The organism is Arthrobacter sp. 2RAF6, assembly GCF_052115205.1.
Taxonomy (GTDB): Bacteria; Actinomycetota; Actinomycetes; order Actinomycetales; family Micrococcaceae; genus Arthrobacter.
Genome location: NZ_JBFRGF010000005.1, coordinates 190183 through 208015 on the forward strand (window position 1 = coordinate 190183; position 17833 = coordinate 208015).

At 66.0% G+C, this 17833-nt stretch carries 14 protein-coding genes; 5 read left to right on the plus strand and 9 right to left on the minus strand.

Annotated elements, in window-relative coordinates:
• Positions 1 to 15: 15 nt before the first annotated feature.
• Entirely contained in the window at positions 16 to 528 is a 513-nt protein-coding gene (gene dut, locus AB4Z38_RS06000; protein ID WP_364538293.1) for a dUTP diphosphatase, read from the minus strand.
• 110 nt (positions 529 to 638) lie between these two features.
• On the opposite strand from dut, the gene AB4Z38_RS06005 reads away from it, so the two are divergent.
• Entirely contained in the window at positions 639 to 1139 is a 501-nt protein-coding gene (locus tag AB4Z38_RS06005) for a DUF3093 domain-containing protein (protein ID WP_441428864.1), read from the plus strand.
• Here the strand turns inward: AB4Z38_RS06005 and AB4Z38_RS06010 are convergent.
• The gene (locus tag AB4Z38_RS06010) at positions 1136 to 1435 is read right to left on the minus strand and encodes a DUF4193 domain-containing protein (protein ID WP_078105507.1); all 300 of its coding nucleotides are present in this window, start codon (positions 1433 to 1435) and stop codon (positions 1136 to 1138) included. The two genes, AB4Z38_RS06005 and AB4Z38_RS06010, sit on opposite strands and share 4 nt — an antisense overlap.
• 283 nt (positions 1436 to 1718) lie before the next feature.
• Here AB4Z38_RS06010 and sepH point away from each other — a divergent pair, with 283 nt between their 5' ends.
• The gene (sepH, locus tag AB4Z38_RS06015; protein WP_441428865.1) at positions 1719 to 3086 is read left to right on the plus strand and encodes a septation protein SepH; all 1368 of its coding nucleotides are present in this window, start codon (positions 1719 to 1721) and stop codon (positions 3084 to 3086) included.
• Between the two features lie 22 nt (positions 3087 to 3108).
• Here sepH and AB4Z38_RS06020 read toward each other — a convergent pair whose 3' ends face one another.
• The 4 genes from AB4Z38_RS06020 to AB4Z38_RS06035 all read right to left on the minus strand — a co-directional run bounded on the left by AB4Z38_RS06020 (position 3109) and on the right by AB4Z38_RS06035 (position 8536).
• Entirely contained in the window at positions 3109 to 3825 is a 717-nt protein-coding gene (locus tag AB4Z38_RS06020) for a thymidine kinase (RefSeq protein ID WP_441428866.1), read from the minus strand.
• Positions 3818 to 5047, minus strand: coding sequence for an alkaline phosphatase family protein (locus tag AB4Z38_RS06025; RefSeq protein WP_441428867.1), 1230 nt, complete (start codon positions 5045 to 5047; stop codon positions 3818 to 3820). The genes AB4Z38_RS06020 and AB4Z38_RS06025 overlap by 8 nt, the downstream gene beginning before the upstream one ends.
• Positions 5047 to 5775, minus strand: coding sequence for a DUF5998 family protein (locus AB4Z38_RS06030; protein WP_236817024.1), 729 nt, complete (start codon positions 5773 to 5775; stop codon positions 5047 to 5049). Before AB4Z38_RS06030 ends, AB4Z38_RS06025 begins: the two co-directional genes overlap by 1 nt.
• A gap of 67 nt (positions 5776 to 5842) precedes the next feature.
• Entirely contained in the window at positions 5843 to 8536 is a 2694-nt protein-coding gene (locus tag AB4Z38_RS06035) for a bifunctional acetate--CoA ligase family protein/GNAT family N-acetyltransferase (protein WP_441428868.1), read from the minus strand.
• Positions 8537 to 8590: 54 nt separating this feature from the next.
• On the opposite strand from AB4Z38_RS06035, the gene AB4Z38_RS06040 reads away from it, so the two are divergent.
• Positions 8591 to 11143, plus strand: a complete 2553-nt coding sequence (locus tag AB4Z38_RS06040; protein WP_441428869.1) for a DNA gyrase/topoisomerase IV subunit A — start codon at positions 8591 to 8593, stop codon at positions 11141 to 11143.
• Positions 11144 to 11160: 17 nt separating this feature from the next.
• Here the strand turns inward: AB4Z38_RS06040 and AB4Z38_RS06045 are convergent, their stop codons facing one another.
• On the minus strand, positions 11161 to 11541 hold the full coding sequence (locus AB4Z38_RS06045; RefSeq protein ID WP_441413355.1) for a VOC family protein: 381 nt from the start codon (positions 11539 to 11541) through the stop codon (positions 11161 to 11163).
• Between the two features lie 127 nt (positions 11542 to 11668).
• Here AB4Z38_RS06045 and AB4Z38_RS06050 point away from each other — a divergent pair, with 127 nt between their 5' ends.
• Positions 11669 to 12187: a DinB family protein gene (locus tag AB4Z38_RS06050; RefSeq protein ID WP_441428870.1), complete on the plus strand. Its 519-nt coding sequence runs from the start codon at positions 11669 to 11671 to the stop codon at positions 12185 to 12187.
• A gap of 8 nt (positions 12188 to 12195) precedes the next feature.
• Positions 12196 to 13278, plus strand: coding sequence for an NAD(P)H-dependent flavin oxidoreductase (locus AB4Z38_RS06055; protein ID WP_441428871.1), 1083 nt, complete (start codon positions 12196 to 12198; stop codon positions 13276 to 13278).
• On the opposite strand, the gene cydD is transcribed toward AB4Z38_RS06055, so the two are convergent.
• Positions 13275 to 16712 (minus strand): thiol reductant ABC exporter subunit CydD, encoded by a 3438-nt coding sequence (cydD, locus tag AB4Z38_RS06060; protein WP_441428872.1) that lies wholly within the window; start codon positions 16710 to 16712, stop codon positions 13275 to 13277. The two genes, AB4Z38_RS06055 and cydD, sit on opposite strands and share 4 nt — an antisense overlap.
• 3 nt (positions 16713 to 16715) lie before the next feature.
• Complete coding sequence (gene cydB / locus AB4Z38_RS06065; RefSeq protein ID WP_441428873.1) at positions 16716 to 17813, minus strand: cytochrome d ubiquinol oxidase subunit II; 1098 nt, start codon at positions 17811 to 17813, stop codon at positions 16716 to 16718.
• Positions 17814 to 17833 lie beyond the last annotated feature (20 nt).

The following is a 17833-nucleotide window of genomic DNA, read 5'->3' on the forward strand; positions in this document are numbered from 1 at the left end:
TGTCGAGGGTTGTTGCTAGCTCACGGCCGGCGCGAAGCCTCCGGTGGATCCAAAGCCGCCGGTGCCGCGCGAGGTGTCGGACAACTCCTCCACGGAAACGAACTGCGCATACTCGACGCGCTGGATCACCATTTGAGCAATTCTATCGCCGCGCTTGAGTTCGATTGCGTGGTTTTGGTCAGTATTCAAAAGCGTCACGGAAATTTCACCTCGGTAGCCCGCATCAACCGTCCCGGGAGCGTTCACTACGGTCAGTCCGTGCTTGGTTGCCAGCCCTGACCGGGGGTGGATCAGCGCGACAAAGCCGTTCGGCAGCGCGATTGAGACGCCCGTGGGAACAAGCTTCCGCTCCCCCGGGGCGAGCGATACGTCCGCGCGGGCCCGCAAGTCTGCGCCGGCGTCACCGGGGTGGGCGTATGACGGCGCTTCCAAACCGGCGTCGAGCATTTTCAGTTGGACCTGAAGGGTCGGCGCACCGTATTCGGCGGAGGTGTCTGCTGGGTTGGCTACTGCTGTCTCGTGGCTCACAGTCACATATTCTATCGCCCACGGAATACTCCCCCGGTTGCGGCCGCAGGTCAGTCGCAGGGCATAGGGCGCGTTAATTCCCGGGGTCACAGTCCCGATAAGCTGGTGGCATGCCTGAATCGACTGCTTCCGTACCCGCGCCGTACCATTCCTCGAGTGGAACGGGCGTCCTGTTTACGGAAAAGCTCTGGCCCTCCCCCTGGATTTGGATCATCACGGTCGGCTTCTCCGCCGCGGGCATCCTGATGTTCGCGCCGATCAGCATCACCGCGGGCATCATCGCCGCGCTGGTTCTCTTCGGGATCACGTCCACCCTGCTGGTGACATCCACTCCTGCGATTGTGGTGGACCGTGACACCATCCACGTGGGACGGGCCACTATCCAGCGCGAGTTTGTCGGCGCCGTCACGGCATACCGCAAGGACGAAGCCACGGCAGAGCGCGGTACCCGGCTCCATGGACTCGCGTTCCTGTGCCTCCGCGGCTGGATAGATCCGGTGGTCCGCATTGAAATCACCGACCCGGCGGACCGCACCCCGTACTGGCTGACGTCCACACGCCGCCCCGAAGAACTTCTGGCAGCGCTGTCCAAGCAGGCCTCCCGAGGCTAGCTTTCGCATTCCTTGCAGTACAGATGCCCGTCTTTCTCCCGCGCAATCTGGGAGCGGTGTTTGACGAGGAAGCAGTTGAAGCACGTAAATTCGTCCGCCTGCGGAGGCAGGACCCGGACCAGCAGCTCTTCGCCAGACAAGTCCGCCCCGGGGAGCTCGTAGGCATCTGCCAGATCAGTCTCATCGATGTCAACAGCCGATGATGACTGTTTCTCGGTGCGATGCGACTTGAGTTCCTCGATCGAGTCCTCGGTGTCTTCTTCCGTCTTCCGAGGGGCATCGTAGTCCGTTGCCATGGTCCCTTCTTCGTTCTCCCTTGTGCTTCACGCAGGGCTTGCGGTCCTGTCGACCAGAGCCTGCTCCGGTCTAAGGGTGTAACGCAGCAGGCCGCATTTTTGTGCCCGATACCGGGCAGATTGTCCTCCCGGCAGACTCGAATGTCCATACCCCGGTTCCGATCGCCTGCGCAGGGAATGCCGGAAATCGCGGAATATCGCGGCGCGCCCTTTGTCCTAGTAGGAAAAGGCCGTACCGGGTGGCAGAGTTTCGAATGTCAGATAGGCCATGGTGGAGGATTTTATGCGGGATCTACGGCTGGTTGGCGTCCACGACGACGGCGGACATCTTCTGTTGAGCGGTACCGGCGGCGAGATGTTCCAGCTTCCGATTGATGAGGCGTTGCGGGTTGCAGCGAGCCGGACACCTGCCCAGGTGGCCGCACGCGCTTCCATCACGCCCGTCGCCATGTCCCCGCGTGACATTCAGTCACGTATCCGCAGCGGCGCTACGGCCGCGGAAGTGGCGGAGCTGTCAGGGCTACCGCTCGCCAACGTGCAGCGCTATGAGGGCCCTGTTCTTGCCGAGCGCGAGTACATCGCCCAGCAAGCCCGCAAAGTCGAAGTCGCCGCCCCTGCCCCCGGCCAGGACACTTACCGCGCAGCGTTCGGCGACGAACCCGCGAGCCTGGGCGAAATGGTTGCACACCGGCTCACGGCCCACGGGATCGATTCCTCTACGGTGGAATGGGATTCCTGGCGCCGGACCGATGGCACGTGGACCGTCGTCGCACGCTTCGAAACCAAGCCAGGCAGCTTGGAGAGCATCGGCGAAGAGCCACCTGCCATGTGGACCTTCCATCCCGCCCGCAAATCCATCCAGAATGGCAACCGCTGGGCCCAGCAGCTCAGCGAACTGGAACCCCTTGATGGACCTGTACCGGCCCGGCGGCTCGCTGCCGTCTCCGACCGGCCCTTTGACTTTGAGGCCGACGCCGGGACAGCCGCCCGTGCGGCCGCTGCTGCCGCGACGAAGGAAGCCGATGGCCTCCTTGACATGTTGCGCTCACGTCGCGGACAGAGGCTGGGACTTGACGAAGACAGTGACGACGCTTTGGCGCTGCTTCTGAGCAGCGGCGTTCCGGCTGCGCATCCGCGGCCGGGCGACGTCGAAGACGGACTTGCGGACAGCGAAACAGCTGACAAAGAGCCAGCCGACACAGACACGGACGAGCAGCTTGAAGCCGAACCCGCCCCCAGCCGCCGTGACGCGCGTGCATCCATGCTGTCGCGGCTGAGCCTGGCCCCGAAGCATGACGACAAGGAAGACGACTCCCTCCATCTTCACGATGGCGTCAGCACGGATACCCGTGAAATCACGGTGATCCCCGCCGCCTTGCGCCCCGTGACCATGTTGCGCGGCAGGAACGACAACGACGCGCAGGCCGGTGACGAGGCCCGAACCCCGGGGGCAGCATCACCGCGGGCGGGCCTCGACGAGCTGCTCGGCGGCGCTCCCCGGCGGGAACGCGAAGAGCCGAAGCCCACCCGGGCCGGGCAGAAGGATGAAGAAACCTCCGACGCGGGGGCGGCCGAGCGCCAGCCGTCACGGCCCAAGCGCTCCAGTATTCCCAGCTGGGACGAAATCGTCTTCGGGACGCGCGGAGACTAGGCAGATTCAGTTCGTTGCGGCTTCAGCTGGCGCCGTGCCAAAGGCAAGCGTCGACGTCGAACGGCAGCAACTGATCCCGGCTCGCCATGAGGTTGGCCCCGTGTGCGGTGACCCGGCGCATGTAGTGCCTGCGGCATAGGGTCTCGTATCCGACGACCGGGAGCGACCCTTCGACGTGCTCCGGAATAGCCTCCGCCCTGTCGGCATCCCTGGCGACGTCTCCCACCACGACCTGCTCGCCTTCGACCACCATGATGCCGTCCACGGTCCGCGCATTGTGGGTTGCCCGGCGGCCGCACCAACAGAGGGCCTCGACCTGCAGGACCTGGACCCTGTCCGCGAGCTCCACGAAACGCTGGGATCCGGGAAAGAGCCGGGTGCGGAAGTCGGACGTGATTCCAAAAGCGAACACGTCGACGCCCATCTCATCAACCACGCGCGCCAGCTGTTCCACTTGCCCGGGTGAGTAGAACTGGGCTTCGTCACAGATCAGGTAGTCCACCTTGAGGCCCGTGGTCCGGCGTCGGACGACTTCGTCCCAGAAATCAGTGGTGTCAATGACTTCCACGGCGTCGGTCTGGAGGCCGAGCCGGCTGGAGATGACGGAACCGCCGGCGCGGTCGTTACAACTGAAGCGGACCCCGCCACGGCCGCGCGCACGGTGGTTGTAGTCCATCTGCAAAGCAAGGGTGGACTTGCCGCAGTCCATGGTTCCGGAGAAGAAAATAAGCTCAGCCACGGCGACCCTTGGGACCTCCGGCTTGGAAGCAAAGCAGCGGAACTTCGCGCTCCGCCTTGGTCAGCGAACCATGTTGCCCCACCACCTCCAAGGCAGTCGGACGGACGCGGCGGACGTCGTAGAGCGCCAAAGTGTCCCGGGCGGCGATCATGACGTCCCCGATCCGGGGGGAAACCTCTGGCCGAAGGGTCCCGAAGAGTCCGGCGTCAAGGGCCTGCTCGCGGGTGAAGGCCCAGATCCGCCCGTCGAAGCGGGCGCGCCAGGCAGCCAACAGCGCTTCCCGGTGACGCGATCCGGCGTCGGGTTCGAGGTACAAGTGAACCATGCGCGGCTCCCCTGCCGTGTGCCGGACCCCGGCGATAAGGGCGGGATCCGCGGAGTAGTCGATGCGCTGCGACTCCGGGACGTCGAGCATTCCATGGTCGCCGGTGAGGAGGATGGTTGTCCCCGCGGGCAGTGAGGCAGAGAGCCTTTTGACCGTTGAATCGATTTCTTCGAGCTGGTGCTCCCAGCGATCGGACTGGCAGCCGTAGCGGTGCCCGGCTTTGTCCAGCTCGTTGACGTAGAAGTACATGAGCGAGCGGGTTCCCGCGGCCATTTCCTCCCCCGCCGCTGCCGTCCGGGCGTGGAGCGAGCTGCCGCCCACGAACCGGCTTCCCCGGAGCGCCGCGCGGGTCATCGGTGACGCGCCGAACTGGGGCAGGCTCACTGTGACGACGTCGGCGTCAGCAGCCACGCGTTCGAAAATTGTCGGGAACGGCTGCCAGCGCAGGGGGTCGACTCCGGCGTCCCAATTGCCGAGCAGGTTGACTACCTTGTCTTGCTCAGGATCCAGGACGTCATAGCCCACCATGCCGTGTTCACCGGGCGTACGGCCGGTTCCAAGGCTGGCCAAGGACGATGCCGTGGTGGAAGGAAAAGCCGAATCAAGCCACACCGGGACGGCTCCCTGTCCCGAATTCGCAATTGACCTCAGAAACGGAGTGTGGGCGGCCTTCTGCTTCAGGAGATTGCGCCCCAGGCCGTCAGCGAGAACAACGCACACGCGTTGCGATGCGGGCAATTGCAGTTTGTTTTCGAAGCCGGGCAGGCCCATGCTCGCCGCGGCGCTGGTGAAGACCTCGGCGATCGATTTGCTGCCATACAGCGGCGCGCCGGGAAGCTCGGGGACGGCGCTCGAAACGGAGACGGTTTCCTGGGCGACGGGTTCCGATGTCGCCATCAGCGCTGGTGCCCGCGGCTCAGCCTGTTGCCGAAGACGCCCGAGCGGAGTCGTGGAGCAGAGATGGTACCCGGGTGGACTGAGGGCCCGGGAGCGCCTGTGTTCACAGCCCGCAGCGCACGGGCAAAGACCTTCGCGTCCTGGACGGCCCTGGGTCCGTCGGCCTCGGAGCTGATCCGCAGCACGATGTCCTCCTGGGAGATGGTGCCCGTGTATCCATGGTCGGCTTCGCACTGGGGATCGCCGCAGCTGGCAGGTCCCACATCCAGGCGCTGGCCACCGGACCAGGCAATGGACAGGGTCAGCTCCCTGACGGGGTCGCTTGGAGTGTAGTTCTGCGGCTGCGCATACATGTAGCTGAGGACCACCGAGCGGATTTGTGCCACAGGCACGGACTCCGTGGAAATCTGGGCGACGATCTGCTCGCCGGCTTCGTCAAGCTGCTGGTCGTCGACGTGGGTGATCACCAGCATGTCCTCGGTGAGTACCAGGACCGTGATGTGCCGCCGGACCTCGGCACGGTCGAAATGCGTTTCCAAATGCACCAGATGCGCAAGGCAGTCGCGCCCGTCCAAGGCATCGGCCACAACATCGGCAACAAGGACAGGATAGAAACCTGCCCGTTGAAGTGCCTGGTCCAGGCTCTGCCCCTGCGAGCTGTGGTTGTGTGCTGCATGGTGCCCGGTGGTAGCCGGACCGGACGGAGGCGTCGGGGACTTCGAGCTCATTCCCCCATTTTCACAGATCGGCTGGGGACTTCATAACCGTCCGGCCCTCCGGCGGTCAACCGTCAGCTCAGCTGAGCATCGCACGGCGGGCACTGTCCGTACGCTGTGCGGCGTTCCCGATCCACACCTCGGCGGCAAGGATTTTCGCGCCCCGGGTCCCGGCCAGGACGGGATTGAACTCCACCAGGGCAATCCCGGGGTGTTCATCCTTGAGGCGGACCAGCCGTGCTCCCAGGTCTTCGAGGGCCGCTACGTCCACCGCAGGCAACCCTTCGTAGCCGAAGAGTTTCAGGGAAGCCCGGGGGGCCCTGATGAAGTCGTGGAGATCGGTGGAGGACAAGGGAGGCACCCGGTGCGCCCAATCGTCCAGGAGGTTCACGGCGTCTCCCGCCAAACCGAAGGACACCACGGGACCCAGGAGCGGATCCTCGATGGCCCGGAGCGTGCAGGCCTGCCCCACGGAAACCATGGCCTGCACCTCTATGGCCGATGAACCGTAGGGCTCAAGGGCGCGACGCATCTGCGCGATGTTCCGCCGCAGCGAGTCAGCGTCCTCGATGTCCAGCCGCACACCTCCCAGGTCCAGGCGATGCCGGAGGGCAGGATCAGTGGTCTTGAGCACCACGGGCCAGCCGAGCCGTTCGGCAGCGGCGACCGCTTCGTCGTCGCTCTCGAACACAGCTGACGGCACCACCGGGATGCCGTAGCGGGACAGCAGCGCGGCTGCTTCGCCGTCGTCGAGCCGGACCAATTGTTCCCCCGGGACAGAAGACAGGAGCCGTTCGATGTGTTCGCGGGTACCTTCGCGGTCGCAACCCGCAGGCTCCACGAACATGCCTTGGTCCCGGTCCAGCCACTTCGCGTAACGGGCCACTGCCGCCAAGGCCGCCACCGCACTGCCCGCGCTCGAGTAGCAAGGAAGGGACGGTCCGGACTCCCCGTTTGCGGCGAGCAATCCATCGAGTTGCACGGAAGTATCGAGGATCCCCGTGAAAGCAGCCACGACGGGCTTGCCTGCCTCTGCGGCGCATTCGGCGAGCACTCCCGCGATCGTTTCCATCGTGAGGCTACGGGACGGCACCATCGCCGCCACCACCGCATGCACGGAATCGTCTGCAAGATTCTCCCGGAGGCTACGCCGCAGCCCTTCGCGCGCCGCGGACATCCCCGCTTCCAGGTCCACGTCGGTGACGATCCTGTCGACGACGAGTCCGTGGGGCGCCGCGTTGTCCGCCACGACCTTCCCGAAGGCCGCGGAATTGCTGTAGACAGCGAGCGCCGGGCCCTTGGGCAGGGGCTGGCTGGAAACGATCTGCGCCACATCCATGAGCTGTTCGATGGTTTCGACGGCGATGACGCCGGCTTGGCGCATCATCGCGTCCAGGGCCGCCACAGGCGCCAGCGTGGTCCTGACGACATGCCCCGGCGGAATGCGCAGTCCGGTGACATCCGATTTGGCAACGATGACCGGCTTGCTGCGCGACAAGCGGCGGGCCAGGCGGGAGAACTTGCGGGGATTGCCGATCGACTCCAAGTAGAGCCCGACGGCGACGGTATCGGGATCGTCTTCCCAGAACTGCATGACGTCGTTTCCGGAGATATCGGCGCGGTTGCCGGCGGACAGGAACGAGGAGAGGCCCAGTCCCCGGCGGCTCGCCGCTGCGTAGACGGAAACCCCGATCGCCGCGGATTGCGAAAACAGCCCGAGTCCCCCACGCTGTGGAAGGCTCGGGGCCATCGACGCGTTGAGCGAAACCTCCGGATTCGTGTTCACGATCCCCAGGGACTCCGGACCGATCACGCGCATCCCATAGGACCTGGCCTGGCGCACGAGCTCCCGCTGCCTCCGCAGCCCCCGCTCGCCGTCGTCGGCATACCCTGCTGTGGCGACCACGAGGCCTTTGACCCCGGCCGCCCCGCACTCGTCCACGACATTCGGCACTTCCTCGTAAGGAACCGCGATGATGGCGAGCTGCACCGGCCCCGGGACGTCGGTGATCCGGGCGAAGGACTTCATGCCGGCCACCTCGAAGGCTTCAGGGTTGACCGCATAGACTGCGCCGGTGAAGCCGCCCTCCAGGATGTGTTCAAGCAACTGGTGCCCGACGGTCCCCCACCGGCGGCTGGCGCCCACTACGGCGATCGACGACGGCGCCAGCAAGTCCCGTACGCTGCGGGCCTCGGCGCGGTGTTCCCGCGATTCCATGACGGCCAGGGATTTTTCGGTGGGGTCGATGTTGAATTCGACGCTGACGACGCCGTCGTCGAATTTGCGCGCGAGCTCGTAGCCGGCGTCGGCGAAGACCCGGAGCATTTTGCGGTTCTCGGGCAGGACCTCGGCAGTGAAGCGGCGGATGCCGTTCTCCCGGGCGGCCGCAGCCAAGTGCTCGAGCAGGATGGAGCCGATGCCACGGCCTTGCTGGACATCGGAAATATTGAAGGCCACTTCGGCCTCCGTGGGGTCATCGAGCCGGTCGTAGCGGCCGACCCCCACGATCTCTCCACCGATGGTGATGACGAACGCCACCCGGTCCTTGTGGTCCACCTCGGTGAAGCGGTGCAATTCCTTGCTGGAGAGTCTCGGCTTGAACGAGAAGAACCGCATGTAAATGGAGGTCTCCGATTGCGCGGCGTGGAAGGCTTGGAGCGCGTCGGCATCTTCGGGTGAGATAGGTCTCAAGTGGGCCGTTCCGCCGTCGCGAAGCACGACATCGGCCTCCCAATATTCCGGATATACGCCGGCGCCGGGCTGATCCACCATAGGCTTAGCCTAGCTAAGTCTTCCGCAGTACACGTTTAAGGATCCACCGACTCCATGGCACGAAGCCAAAGTCCCTCCCGCGCAAACGCGGCCTCGGCCGCCGTCGACGGGGACTTCACCGAGAACATCATCGATATCGACGTCACTTCCGAGATGGAAGGCTCCTTCTTGGAGTACGCGTATTCGGTGATCTATTCCCGCGCTCTCCCCGATGCGCGCGACGGCCTCAAACCCGTTCAGCGGCGCATCTTGTACATGATGAGCGATATGGGCCTGCGCCCGGACCGCGGGCACGTGAAGAGCGCCCGTGTGGTGGGCGAAGTCATGGGAAAGCTGCACCCCCACGGCGATGCGGCCATCTATGACGCCATGGTGCGCATGGCACAGGACTTCTCGCTGCGCTTGCCCCTGATTGACGGGCATGGCAACTTCGGTTCGCTCGACGACGGCCCGGCAGCACCGCGTTACACGGAAGCCCGGCTCGCCGCGGCAGCGATGACGATGACCGAGCACCTCGACGAAGACGTGGTGGATTTCGTCCCCAACTACGACAACCAACTCACCCAGCCGGATGTCTTGCCCGCGGCCTTTCCGAATTTGCTGGTCAACGGCACCACGGGCATTGCAGTCGGCATGGCCACCAACATGGCTCCCCACAACCTCGTGGAAGTCATCGCGGCCGCCCGGCACCTCATCGCCAATCCCGACGCCACGCTGGAAGACGTCATGCGGTTCGTCCCCGGCCCGGACTTGCCCACAGGCGGCAGGATCGTCGGTCTGGACGGAATCCGTGATGCCTATGCCACGGGACGTGGTACGTTCAAGACCCGCGCCAAGGTGGAGATCGAGCAGCTGACCGCGCGCCGCACCGGCCTGGTGGTCACCGAACTCCCCTACATGGTGGGTCCGGAGAAGGTCATCGAGAAGATCAAGGATGCCGTCAACGCCAAAAAGCTGACGGGCATCAGCGATGTCATGGACCTCACTGACCGCAAGCACGGACTGCGGCTCGTGATCGAGATCAAGAACGGCTTCAACCCCAACGCCGTGCTGCAGCAGCTCTACCGGTTCACCCCGATGGAAGACTCCTTCGGCATCAACAACGTGACCCTGGTGGATGGGCAGCCGCAGACTTTGGGCTTGCTCCAGCTCCTGCAGGTGTACGTCGGCCACCGCCTGTCCGTCGTACGCCGTCGCACGGCCTTCCGCTTGGGAAAGAAGAAGGACCGCCTCCACCTGGTGGAGGGCCTGTTGATCGCGATCGTGGACATCGACGAGGTCATTCAGATCATCCGCTCCTCGGATGAGGCCTCGGCGGCCCGCGAACGGCTGATGTCCATCTACGACCTGTCCGAGATCCAGGCCAACTACATCCTGGAACTCCGCCTGCGCCAATTGACCAAGTACTCGCGCATCGAACTCGAGAAAGAGCAGGAAGAACTGCGCCGGGAGATCGCCGAACTCGAAGCGATCCTGGCGTCCGACGTGCTCCTGCGCGGGCTGGTGTCCGGAGAATTGGCCGAAGTGGCCGAGAAGTACGGCACCCCGCGACGCACGGTTCTCCTCGAGTCCGAGGCTGTCTCCCCGACCGTCGCCGCGGCACTTGCAGCAGCCGTCCCGGCAGGCAAGGGCAAGGCCGCAGCACTCCCGCTCGAGATCCCCGATGACCCCTGCTGGGCACTCCTCAGCGCCTCCGGCCAGATCGCACGGACCTCCAACCAGGAGCCGCTGGCCGAATCCGGCCCGCGGAGCAAGCATGATGTCTACCGCTCCGTGGTCAAGACAACCGCGCGCGGCGAAATCGGCGCGGTAACCTCGCAGGGCCGCATGCTCCGGGTACAAGTCATGGACATGCCGGCGCTGCCGCCGATGTCCGGCCTGCCCAATCTTGCCGGGGGCGTCGCGGCAAAAGACTTCATCACCCTGCTCAAGGGCGAAACGCTCGTGGCGTTCGTGCCGCTGGATGCCGTGTTGGCCATCGGAACGGTCCAGGGCGTGGTCAAGCGGGTCCAGCCGGACTACCCGCTGAACCGGGAAGACTGGGAAATCATTGCCCTCAAGGACAAGGACACTGTGGTGGGCGTGGAGCCCGCCCCCGACGACGACGTCGACCTTGTCTTCGTGACCCGGCTTGCGCAACTCCTGCGTTTCAACGCCTCTGCCGTTCGGCCGCAGGGCCGTACCGCGGGCGGCATGGCGGGCATCAAGCTTGGGGACGGCGACGACGTCATCCACTTCGGCACGGTGCGCGCCAACGACCCTGCCGCCGTCGTCGTGACGATCGCGGGCAGCATCGGCGCGCTGCCGGGGACTGCCCCGGGCACGGCTAAGATCACCCCGTTCGAGGAATACCCGGCCAAAGGCCGGGCGACGGGAGGCGTCCGGGCCCACCGTTTCCTCAAGGGTGAAGACACGCTGCTGCTCGGGTGGGCCGGTCACGGTCCGGCGAAGGCATCATCCAGCGCCGGCGTTGCCCGTGCCCTGCCACAAGAACACGGCCGCCGTGACGGCTCCGGCGTTCCCCTCTCCCAGCCCGTGGATGCCATTGGTGCGAGCATGGCGTGGGATGAAGGGAACGGAAGCGAAGTAGCAGCTGTCGAAGGCTAAAACCCGAATTCGCTCGGCTACATCGTGGCGATACTGAGGATGTTCCCTTCCGAGTCGAGGAACCAGGCTCCCCTTTCGCCGTCCGGCAAGGTGGCTACGCCGTTTTCGGTTTTCAGGCCCGGGAAGTCGTAATCTTCGAAAACGACTCCGCGCGCCCTGAGATCCGCCATGTCCTGGTCCAGGTCCGTGCTCTGGAATCCCAACTGGGTGTTCTTGGCGGTCCCGGCGTTGGGCGTCTCGTAGAGCAGGAAGGCGGTGCCGTTGGCGCACTTGTACGTCAAGTTGTCTGTGGCCTCCGGGTTGTCCGGTTCGAGACCGAGCTTGTCGCGGTAGAAGTCGCGGGCGCGGGCGATATCGCTGGCAGGGAGCACGCCGGCGACATTTAGATCCTTTAGCATGGCTATTTCACTTTCCAGGCTTCCCCAGCTCATAACCTTACTCCTGATCGGGCCGATCAGAACGGGGACAGACGCCTCACTCCGGGCGGTGTGACCGGATCAGGAATCCGGCCCCTAGACTACTGCCATGCCGATCATTCCCGATGACAAGGACTGGACCTGGGTCCTGTCCACGCCCTGTCCCGAATGCGGCTTCGACGCCGCCACTGTGACCCCGTCCACCGTCCCTGGGACAGTCCTGAACATGTTGCCGCGTTGGCGGGCCGTTCTGCGCCGGGAAGACGCGTCCGCCCGCCCGGACGAGCACACGTGGTCGCCGTTGGAGTATGCCTGCCACGTGCGGGATGTCTTCAGCCTTTTCGACCAGCGCCTGAACCTGATGCTGCGGGAGGACGACGCCCACTTCGCCAATTGGGACCAGGACAAGGCCGCGATCGACGGCGACTACGCCAATGCGGATCCGGCGGAAGTGGCTGCGCAACTGGCCGCCGAGGGCACTCAAATTGCCAACTCCTTCGCCGCCGTCCACGAAGATGAGTGGCCCCGCACGGGAGTCCGAAGCAACGGATCCACGTTCACCGTGCTGACGTTTGCCCAGTACTTCCTGCACGACGTCGTCCATCACCTGCACGACGTGGACGGTTAGGCGCTCCGATGTCGTGGAAAGACACACGGGCTAGCCGCCTCTTCAAAATTGACCTGCCCATCGTCCTCGGCCCGTTCGGTGGCTTGTCATCAGTGGAACTGTCGGCCACCGTCAGCGAAGCCGGCGGCCTCGGTTCGTACGGACTCTACGGATACGATGCGGAGCGGATTGCCACCACGGCCCGCGAACTCAGGGAGGCCACCGGGAAAGCTTTCGCACTGAATCTTTGGCTCCCCATTGAGGGCGAAGAGCCGCCAACCGTGGACGCCGGGCAGTTCGCCGCCTACGTGGACATCCTCCGGCCGTATTTCGAGCTGGTGGGCGTGGAACCACCCGCGCAACCGGACACCTACCTGCCCGATCTGCAGGAACAGATTCAAGCGGCCATCGATGCCCGCCCGGCCGTGCTGAGTTTCGTCTTCGGGGTGCCGTCTGAGGCTGTCATCGAGGAGGCCCACCGGAACGGCATCGTGGTGGTCGGTACTGCAACCACGGTTGACGAAGCCGTGGCCTTGGATGCCGGCGGCGTTGACGCCGTCGTCGCCACGGGGATGGAGGCCGGCGGACACCGGGTTTCCTTCCTGCGCGCCCCGGAGGACTCGCTCGTCGGGACCATGGCCCTGGTGCCCCAGGTGGTGGATGCCGTCCCGGTTCCAGTCATCGCCGCAGGCGGTATCTCCGACGGCCGTGGTGTCGCTGCCGCCTTGGCCCTTGGCGCGGACGCGGTGCAGATCGGTTCAGCCTTCCTGGCCACGCGCCAGTCAGCCATCAGCCCCGCGCACCTCGCCGCGATGCGCGGTCCCGACGCCGCCCACACTGTCCTGACCCGCGCCCTCAGCGGCCGCTTGGCACGCGGCATCCCCAACCGGATCATCGCCGAGCTCGCCGATCCTGCCGCGTATGCCCCGTTCCCGATCCAGAACTGGCTGACCGGCAAGTTCCGGCCCGCCGCGGCGGCACAGGGAATCCCGGGCCTGATGTCCCTCTGGGCAGGCCAATCGACGCCGCTCATCCGGGAGGACGACGCGCGGAAACTCGTAGACAATATCGTCGAGTCGGTGGACGCCATCTTCCAGCGGCTCCTCGGCTAGTTTCCGTGCACGAGCACCGGGAGCGCCGACGGCGAGCCAAGATCCAACCGGGAGTCTCCCCCGCTGATGTCGGCTGGATTGTGTGTCACCAGGACCACCGTGACGTCCTTCAGCCCGGCGCGCAGCTCCGCCATCATGAGGCGTCCGGCCTCGGCGTCGAGATGGGCAGTCGGCTCGTCCAGGAGGAGGACAGCCGCGCCGGTGAGAAGCGTGCGGGCCATGGCGAGCCGTTGGCGTTCGCCGCCGCTCAGGAACGAACCCGAGGGGCCTATGCGGCTGTCAAGACCCCCGGGAAGGCCGGATACCAATCCTGAAAGCCCGACGGCGCCCAAGGCCTGGTACATGTCCGCTTCGGAAGGCTTCCGGCTGGCCGGGCGGGCGAGCAGCAGATTGCCGCGGATAGTGGAGTCGAAGAGGTGGGCCTCCTGGGGACACCACGCAGCATTCCCGCTGACGTAAGCTCTCCCGGACGATGCCGGCAGGAAGCCAAGCAGCACGGAGAGCAACGTGGATTTCCCCGAGCCGGAGGGGCCTGTGAGCGCAAGCCAGCGTCCGGGGGCCGCTTCGGCGCTGAGCCCGCTGAACACGGGCGCGCCGCCGGGCCATGAAGCCACGAGTCCATCCAGCTGCAGTCCCGCAGAGCCGTCGGGTCGCTTCGGCAGAGTCAGCACACCGCCGTCGGATTCTGAGGCGTCAAACGCTCCTGACCGGGCGATCCGCCGCAGTACCGCGGCCAAAGCCGGACCCTGCCGCACGGCAGACACTACCGCCCCGTAGGGTTCCGCGAGAGCCAGCTGAACCAGGACGACGACGGCGAGCACAGCCGGTGCGACAGTTCCGGATTGCACCGACGGTGCCGCGAGAATGCCCGCAGCCAGCGCTCCGAGGGTGCAGGCCAGCACGGTCAACCCCTGGCCTATGCCGTCAGCCCATGCGGAACGCTGTGCGGCCGCAGTGGCCGCGTTGTCTCTCCGGGTCAAGGAGGACAGAACCGTTCCGGCCACGCCGTTTGCGCTGAGCTCCGCGCGGGCGTCGAGGGCTGCGGCAACGTCGCGCAGGACGAGTGAGCGCAGTTGCTGCTCTGAGCGGGCCGCGTTGCGGTCCGCCATCAGGGCAAGAAGGGGAGCCAGGACGAGGCCAACCGCGGCGCTAGCCACAACCGCCGGCACAGTGGCGGGAACCAGCAGGGCCGAGGCGACCACCGCCGACACTGCGACGGCAAGGGCAGAGAGGGGCGGCAGGACGACGCGCGGCAGCACGTCCCGCAGGGTATCGACGTCGTCCACCACCGATCCGAGGACATTGCCGCCCTGCAGGAGCCGGCGGAGTGACAGCGCCCGCGCGCTGAGCGCCGCCCAGAGCGCCCCCCGAAGCCTTGTCATCGCGGCGAAGACGGTGTCGTGGACCACGAGCCGTTCGGAGTACCGCAGCACCGCTCTGCCAATACCGAAGAATCGAACGCCTACGATGGCTCCGAGCAAGTACAGAATGGGCGGTTGTTCGCTGGCCCGGATGATGAGCCATCCGGACAGCCCGGACAACGCCACGGCAAACAAGGCGGCGAGCGCCGCGATCAGCACGGCACCGGCGAACTTGTATCGGACGGGCGCCAGGATACGCGCGAGGGCCTTGAGCGTGGAGACGGCGGTGGGGGGTTCAATTCCCCCGTCCGGGGCGGTTCCGGGATTCGCGTCGCGCTGGACCGGAGCTGGCGCGGATGCGGCGGATTCCAGGCTCGCCGGGCGAGCTTGCTTCTGCCCGGTCCGGCTGTCGACCTCCACACCGTCGACCTTCACTACGTTGTCCGCCAGTTTCCGGGTCGCGGCGTCGTGGGCCACCAGGATGACAGTCGCGGCCCCCCGCAGCCCCGCGATGGCCGAACGGATCGCGTCCGCGGACGCGACGTCGAGGTGGGCGGTGGGTTCATCGACCAGGAGGACCGTGGCTCCCGCGTTGAGGCGCGCCAAACCGCGGGCCACGGCCACCCGCCGCATTTCGCCAGGGCTCAACTCGGAAGGATGTTTGAACGCGAGGTGCTCCGCGGCAGACTGCTCCAGGCAACGCATGGCCTTCGCAATGTCCGCGTCCGGCGTGGACCCGGGGTCCATCGACGCATGGACCTGGGACGCGAAGTCCTGGTTGCCGCCCTTCAAGTAAAGGACGACCTCGTCCAGCACCGTTCCGGCGACCATGACGGGATGCTGCGGTACCCAAGCCACCGCACCAGCGCCAAGTCCGGTAACGGAACCTTTAATGATTGCCAGCGGACCGTCGCCGATCGTCCCTGCGAGGACGCCCAGGATGGTGCTCTTGCCCGAACCGCTGCGGCCATCAAGGGCGGTGATCTGTCCCGCTGGCGCCTTGAAGTCGAGAGGCCCGACGGCGGCGGCCACCCTTCCCGCATACGTCACCATCAGTCCGGTGACCACGACGGCGGCAGGCGCCCTGTTGCTGGCCGGCGCGCCCGCGTCGTACCCATCATTCAGCGGACGGCCCGCCCGCGACTCCAGCACGGAGTTGGCCGCGGCCAAGGCCTCGCGCCCGTCGTCGCTGGCGTGGTGGGCTGTGCCCAGCTCGCGCAGGGGAAGATAGCAATCGGGGGCGAGAATGAGGGCCAGCAGGCCTGCTTCCAGTCCCATGTCGCCCGCCACCAGTCGCACGCCGATGAAGACGGCCACGACCGCGACGGAAATGGTGGCTATCAGCTCCAGGGCGAGGGCGGACAGGAAGGCAGTCCGCAGTGTTCCCATGGTGCGCGAGCGGTATTCCTCGGAGAGGTCCTCGAGGGCTGCGCGCTGTTCGCCCGCGCGGCCCAGTCCCACCAGTACGGGAAGTCCTTTGGCCAACTCCAGGATGTGTCCCGAGAGCCTCCGCAGCGCGGATTGGGCTTCGTGCACCCGGTCCTCGGTATGGCGGCCGATCAGCACCATGAACAGCGGGACCAGCGGCAAGGTCAGCACCACAACCACGGCACTGATCCAATCCGCGAAGAGGATCCGCGCGCCGAGGAGCAAGGGCAACGCTGCACAATTGACCAAGGCAGGCAGGAACTGGGTGTAGTAGTTGTCCAGAGCATCAAGACCGCGGGTCGCGAGCACGGCGAGCCCGCCGTCGTTCACTTCGCCGACCCGTCCCGCAGCCCCGGCGCCGAGGGCGCGCCCCAGCAGCCTGGACCTCAGCTCTTCCTTGACCCCGAGGGCCGCCCGGCGCGCCGCGACTCCCTGGCCCCAGACCGTCAGCGACCGGAGGACCGCGCCGGCGGCACCCCAGACGAGTCCTTCGCGCCACCCCATGCCGCCCGCTGCAAGTCCCGACAACATTCCCGCGACGGCCTGCGCAATCAGGACCAGGGACAAAGCCTTGAGCGAGGACAGCAGGCCCAGGAAGTACAAGGCGGATCGGGTGGCAGGTCCTGCGGGCAGCTGGGGCTTCATCCGTTACTCGCCGGCGTCGTGGGCTGCGTGTTCGGCAGCTGGTCCGCCCGGCGCCGCATGGCCGACGAGGACCTTGGCGGCGATGGCCGGGAGGAAGCCATGTGCGGCGGGAATATGTGCCGCACTCACGCGGCGGCGGAACACCCAGTAGGTCCAGGCCTGGTAGGCGATAACGAGGGGCAACCCGACGGCGGCCACGATGCTCATCAGCCCCAGGGTGTAAGCGGAGGACGAGGCGTTGGAAATGGTGAGGTTGAAGGCGGGGTTCAAGGTGGAAGGGATGACCACGGGGAAGGCGGCACCGAAGATGGAGGCGGTAGCGCACACCAGGAACGCACCCAGGGCTCCGAAGGCCTTGCCCTCAGCTCCCCTGCGGGCGAGTACCCAGGCACCTGCAGCTGCGAGGACTCCGAGGATGACCAGGATCCACGTCAACGGCTTGCCGTTGAGCAGCTGGAGGGACACCATCCATGCGAGCAGCGGCAGCAATGCGAGCGGCGCGAGCCGCACAAACCAGCGGCGCGCGCGGTGGCGCACTTCGCCGTCGGTCTTCAGGGCCAGGAACGCCAGGGCGTGCACCAACGCGAACGCGACGACGGCGAATCCGCCCAGCACTGCGTATCCGCTGAACCAGGCAAAGGGGCCGCCCTGGCGGTCGCCATTCGAGTCGATCGGCAGCCCGGTGGTGGTCAACGCCAGCGCGGCGCCGATGCCGAACGCGGCAGTGAACGAGCCCAAGGCAATCGCCCAGTCCCAGACGGTCCGCCAGCGCGCGCTGTCCACTTTGCCCCGGTATTCGAAAGCCACCGCCCGGAAGATCAGGGCCACCAGGACAATCAGGAGCGGCAGGTAGAGCGCCGAAAACAGCGAGGCGTACCACAGCGGGAAGGCCGCGAAGGTGGCACCGGCAGCAGTCAGCAGCCACACTTCGTTCCCGTCCCACACCGGTCCGACCGTGTTCAACAGCACCCGGCGGTCGGTGTTGTTCCGGGCGAAGAGCTTCATGAGCATTCCGACACCGAGGTCGAAGCCCTCCAGGAAGAGGTAACCCGTCCACAGCACGGCGATGGCCACGAACCAGACGGTAGGCAACAGTTCCATTTGAAAGATCCCTCTGCTTC

Coding starts and splice junctions, on each gene's coding strand:
- AB4Z38_RS06010 (WP_078105507.1), bottom strand. CDS start 1,435: ATGGCAACGGACTACGATGCCCCTCGGAAGACGGAAGAAGACACCGAG.
- cydD (WP_441428872.1), bottom strand. CDS start 16,712: ATGAAGCCCCAGCTGCCCGCAGGACCTGCCACCCGATCCGCCTTGTAC.
- AB4Z38_RS06040 (WP_441428869.1), top strand. CDS start 8,591: ATGGCACGAAGCCAAAGTCCCTCCCGCGCAAACGCGGCCTCGGCCGCC.
- AB4Z38_RS06055 (WP_441428871.1), top strand. CDS start 12,196: ATGTCGTGGAAAGACACACGGGCTAGCCGCCTCTTCAAAATTGACCTG.
- AB4Z38_RS06050 (WP_441428870.1), top strand. CDS start 11,669: ATGCCGATCATTCCCGATGACAAGGACTGGACCTGGGTCCTGTCCACG.
- sepH (WP_441428865.1), top strand. CDS start 1,719: ATGCGGGATCTACGGCTGGTTGGCGTCCACGACGACGGCGGACATCTT.
- AB4Z38_RS06005 (WP_441428864.1), top strand. CDS start 639: ATGCCTGAATCGACTGCTTCCGTACCCGCGCCGTACCATTCCTCGAGT.
- AB4Z38_RS06035 (WP_441428868.1), bottom strand. CDS start 8,536: ATGGTGGATCAGCCCGGCGCCGGCGTATATCCGGAATATTGGGAGGCC.
- AB4Z38_RS06030 (WP_236817024.1), bottom strand. CDS start 5,775: ATGAGCTCGAAGTCCCCGACGCCTCCGTCCGGTCCGGCTACCACCGGG.
- AB4Z38_RS06025 (WP_441428867.1), bottom strand. CDS start 5,047: ATGGCGACATCGGAACCCGTCGCCCAGGAAACCGTCTCCGTTTCGAGC.
- AB4Z38_RS06045 (WP_441413355.1), bottom strand. CDS start 11,541: ATGCTAAAGGATCTAAATGTCGCCGGCGTGCTCCCTGCCAGCGATATC.
- cydB (WP_441428873.1), bottom strand. CDS start 17,813: ATGGAACTGTTGCCTACCGTCTGGTTCGTGGCCATCGCCGTGCTGTGG.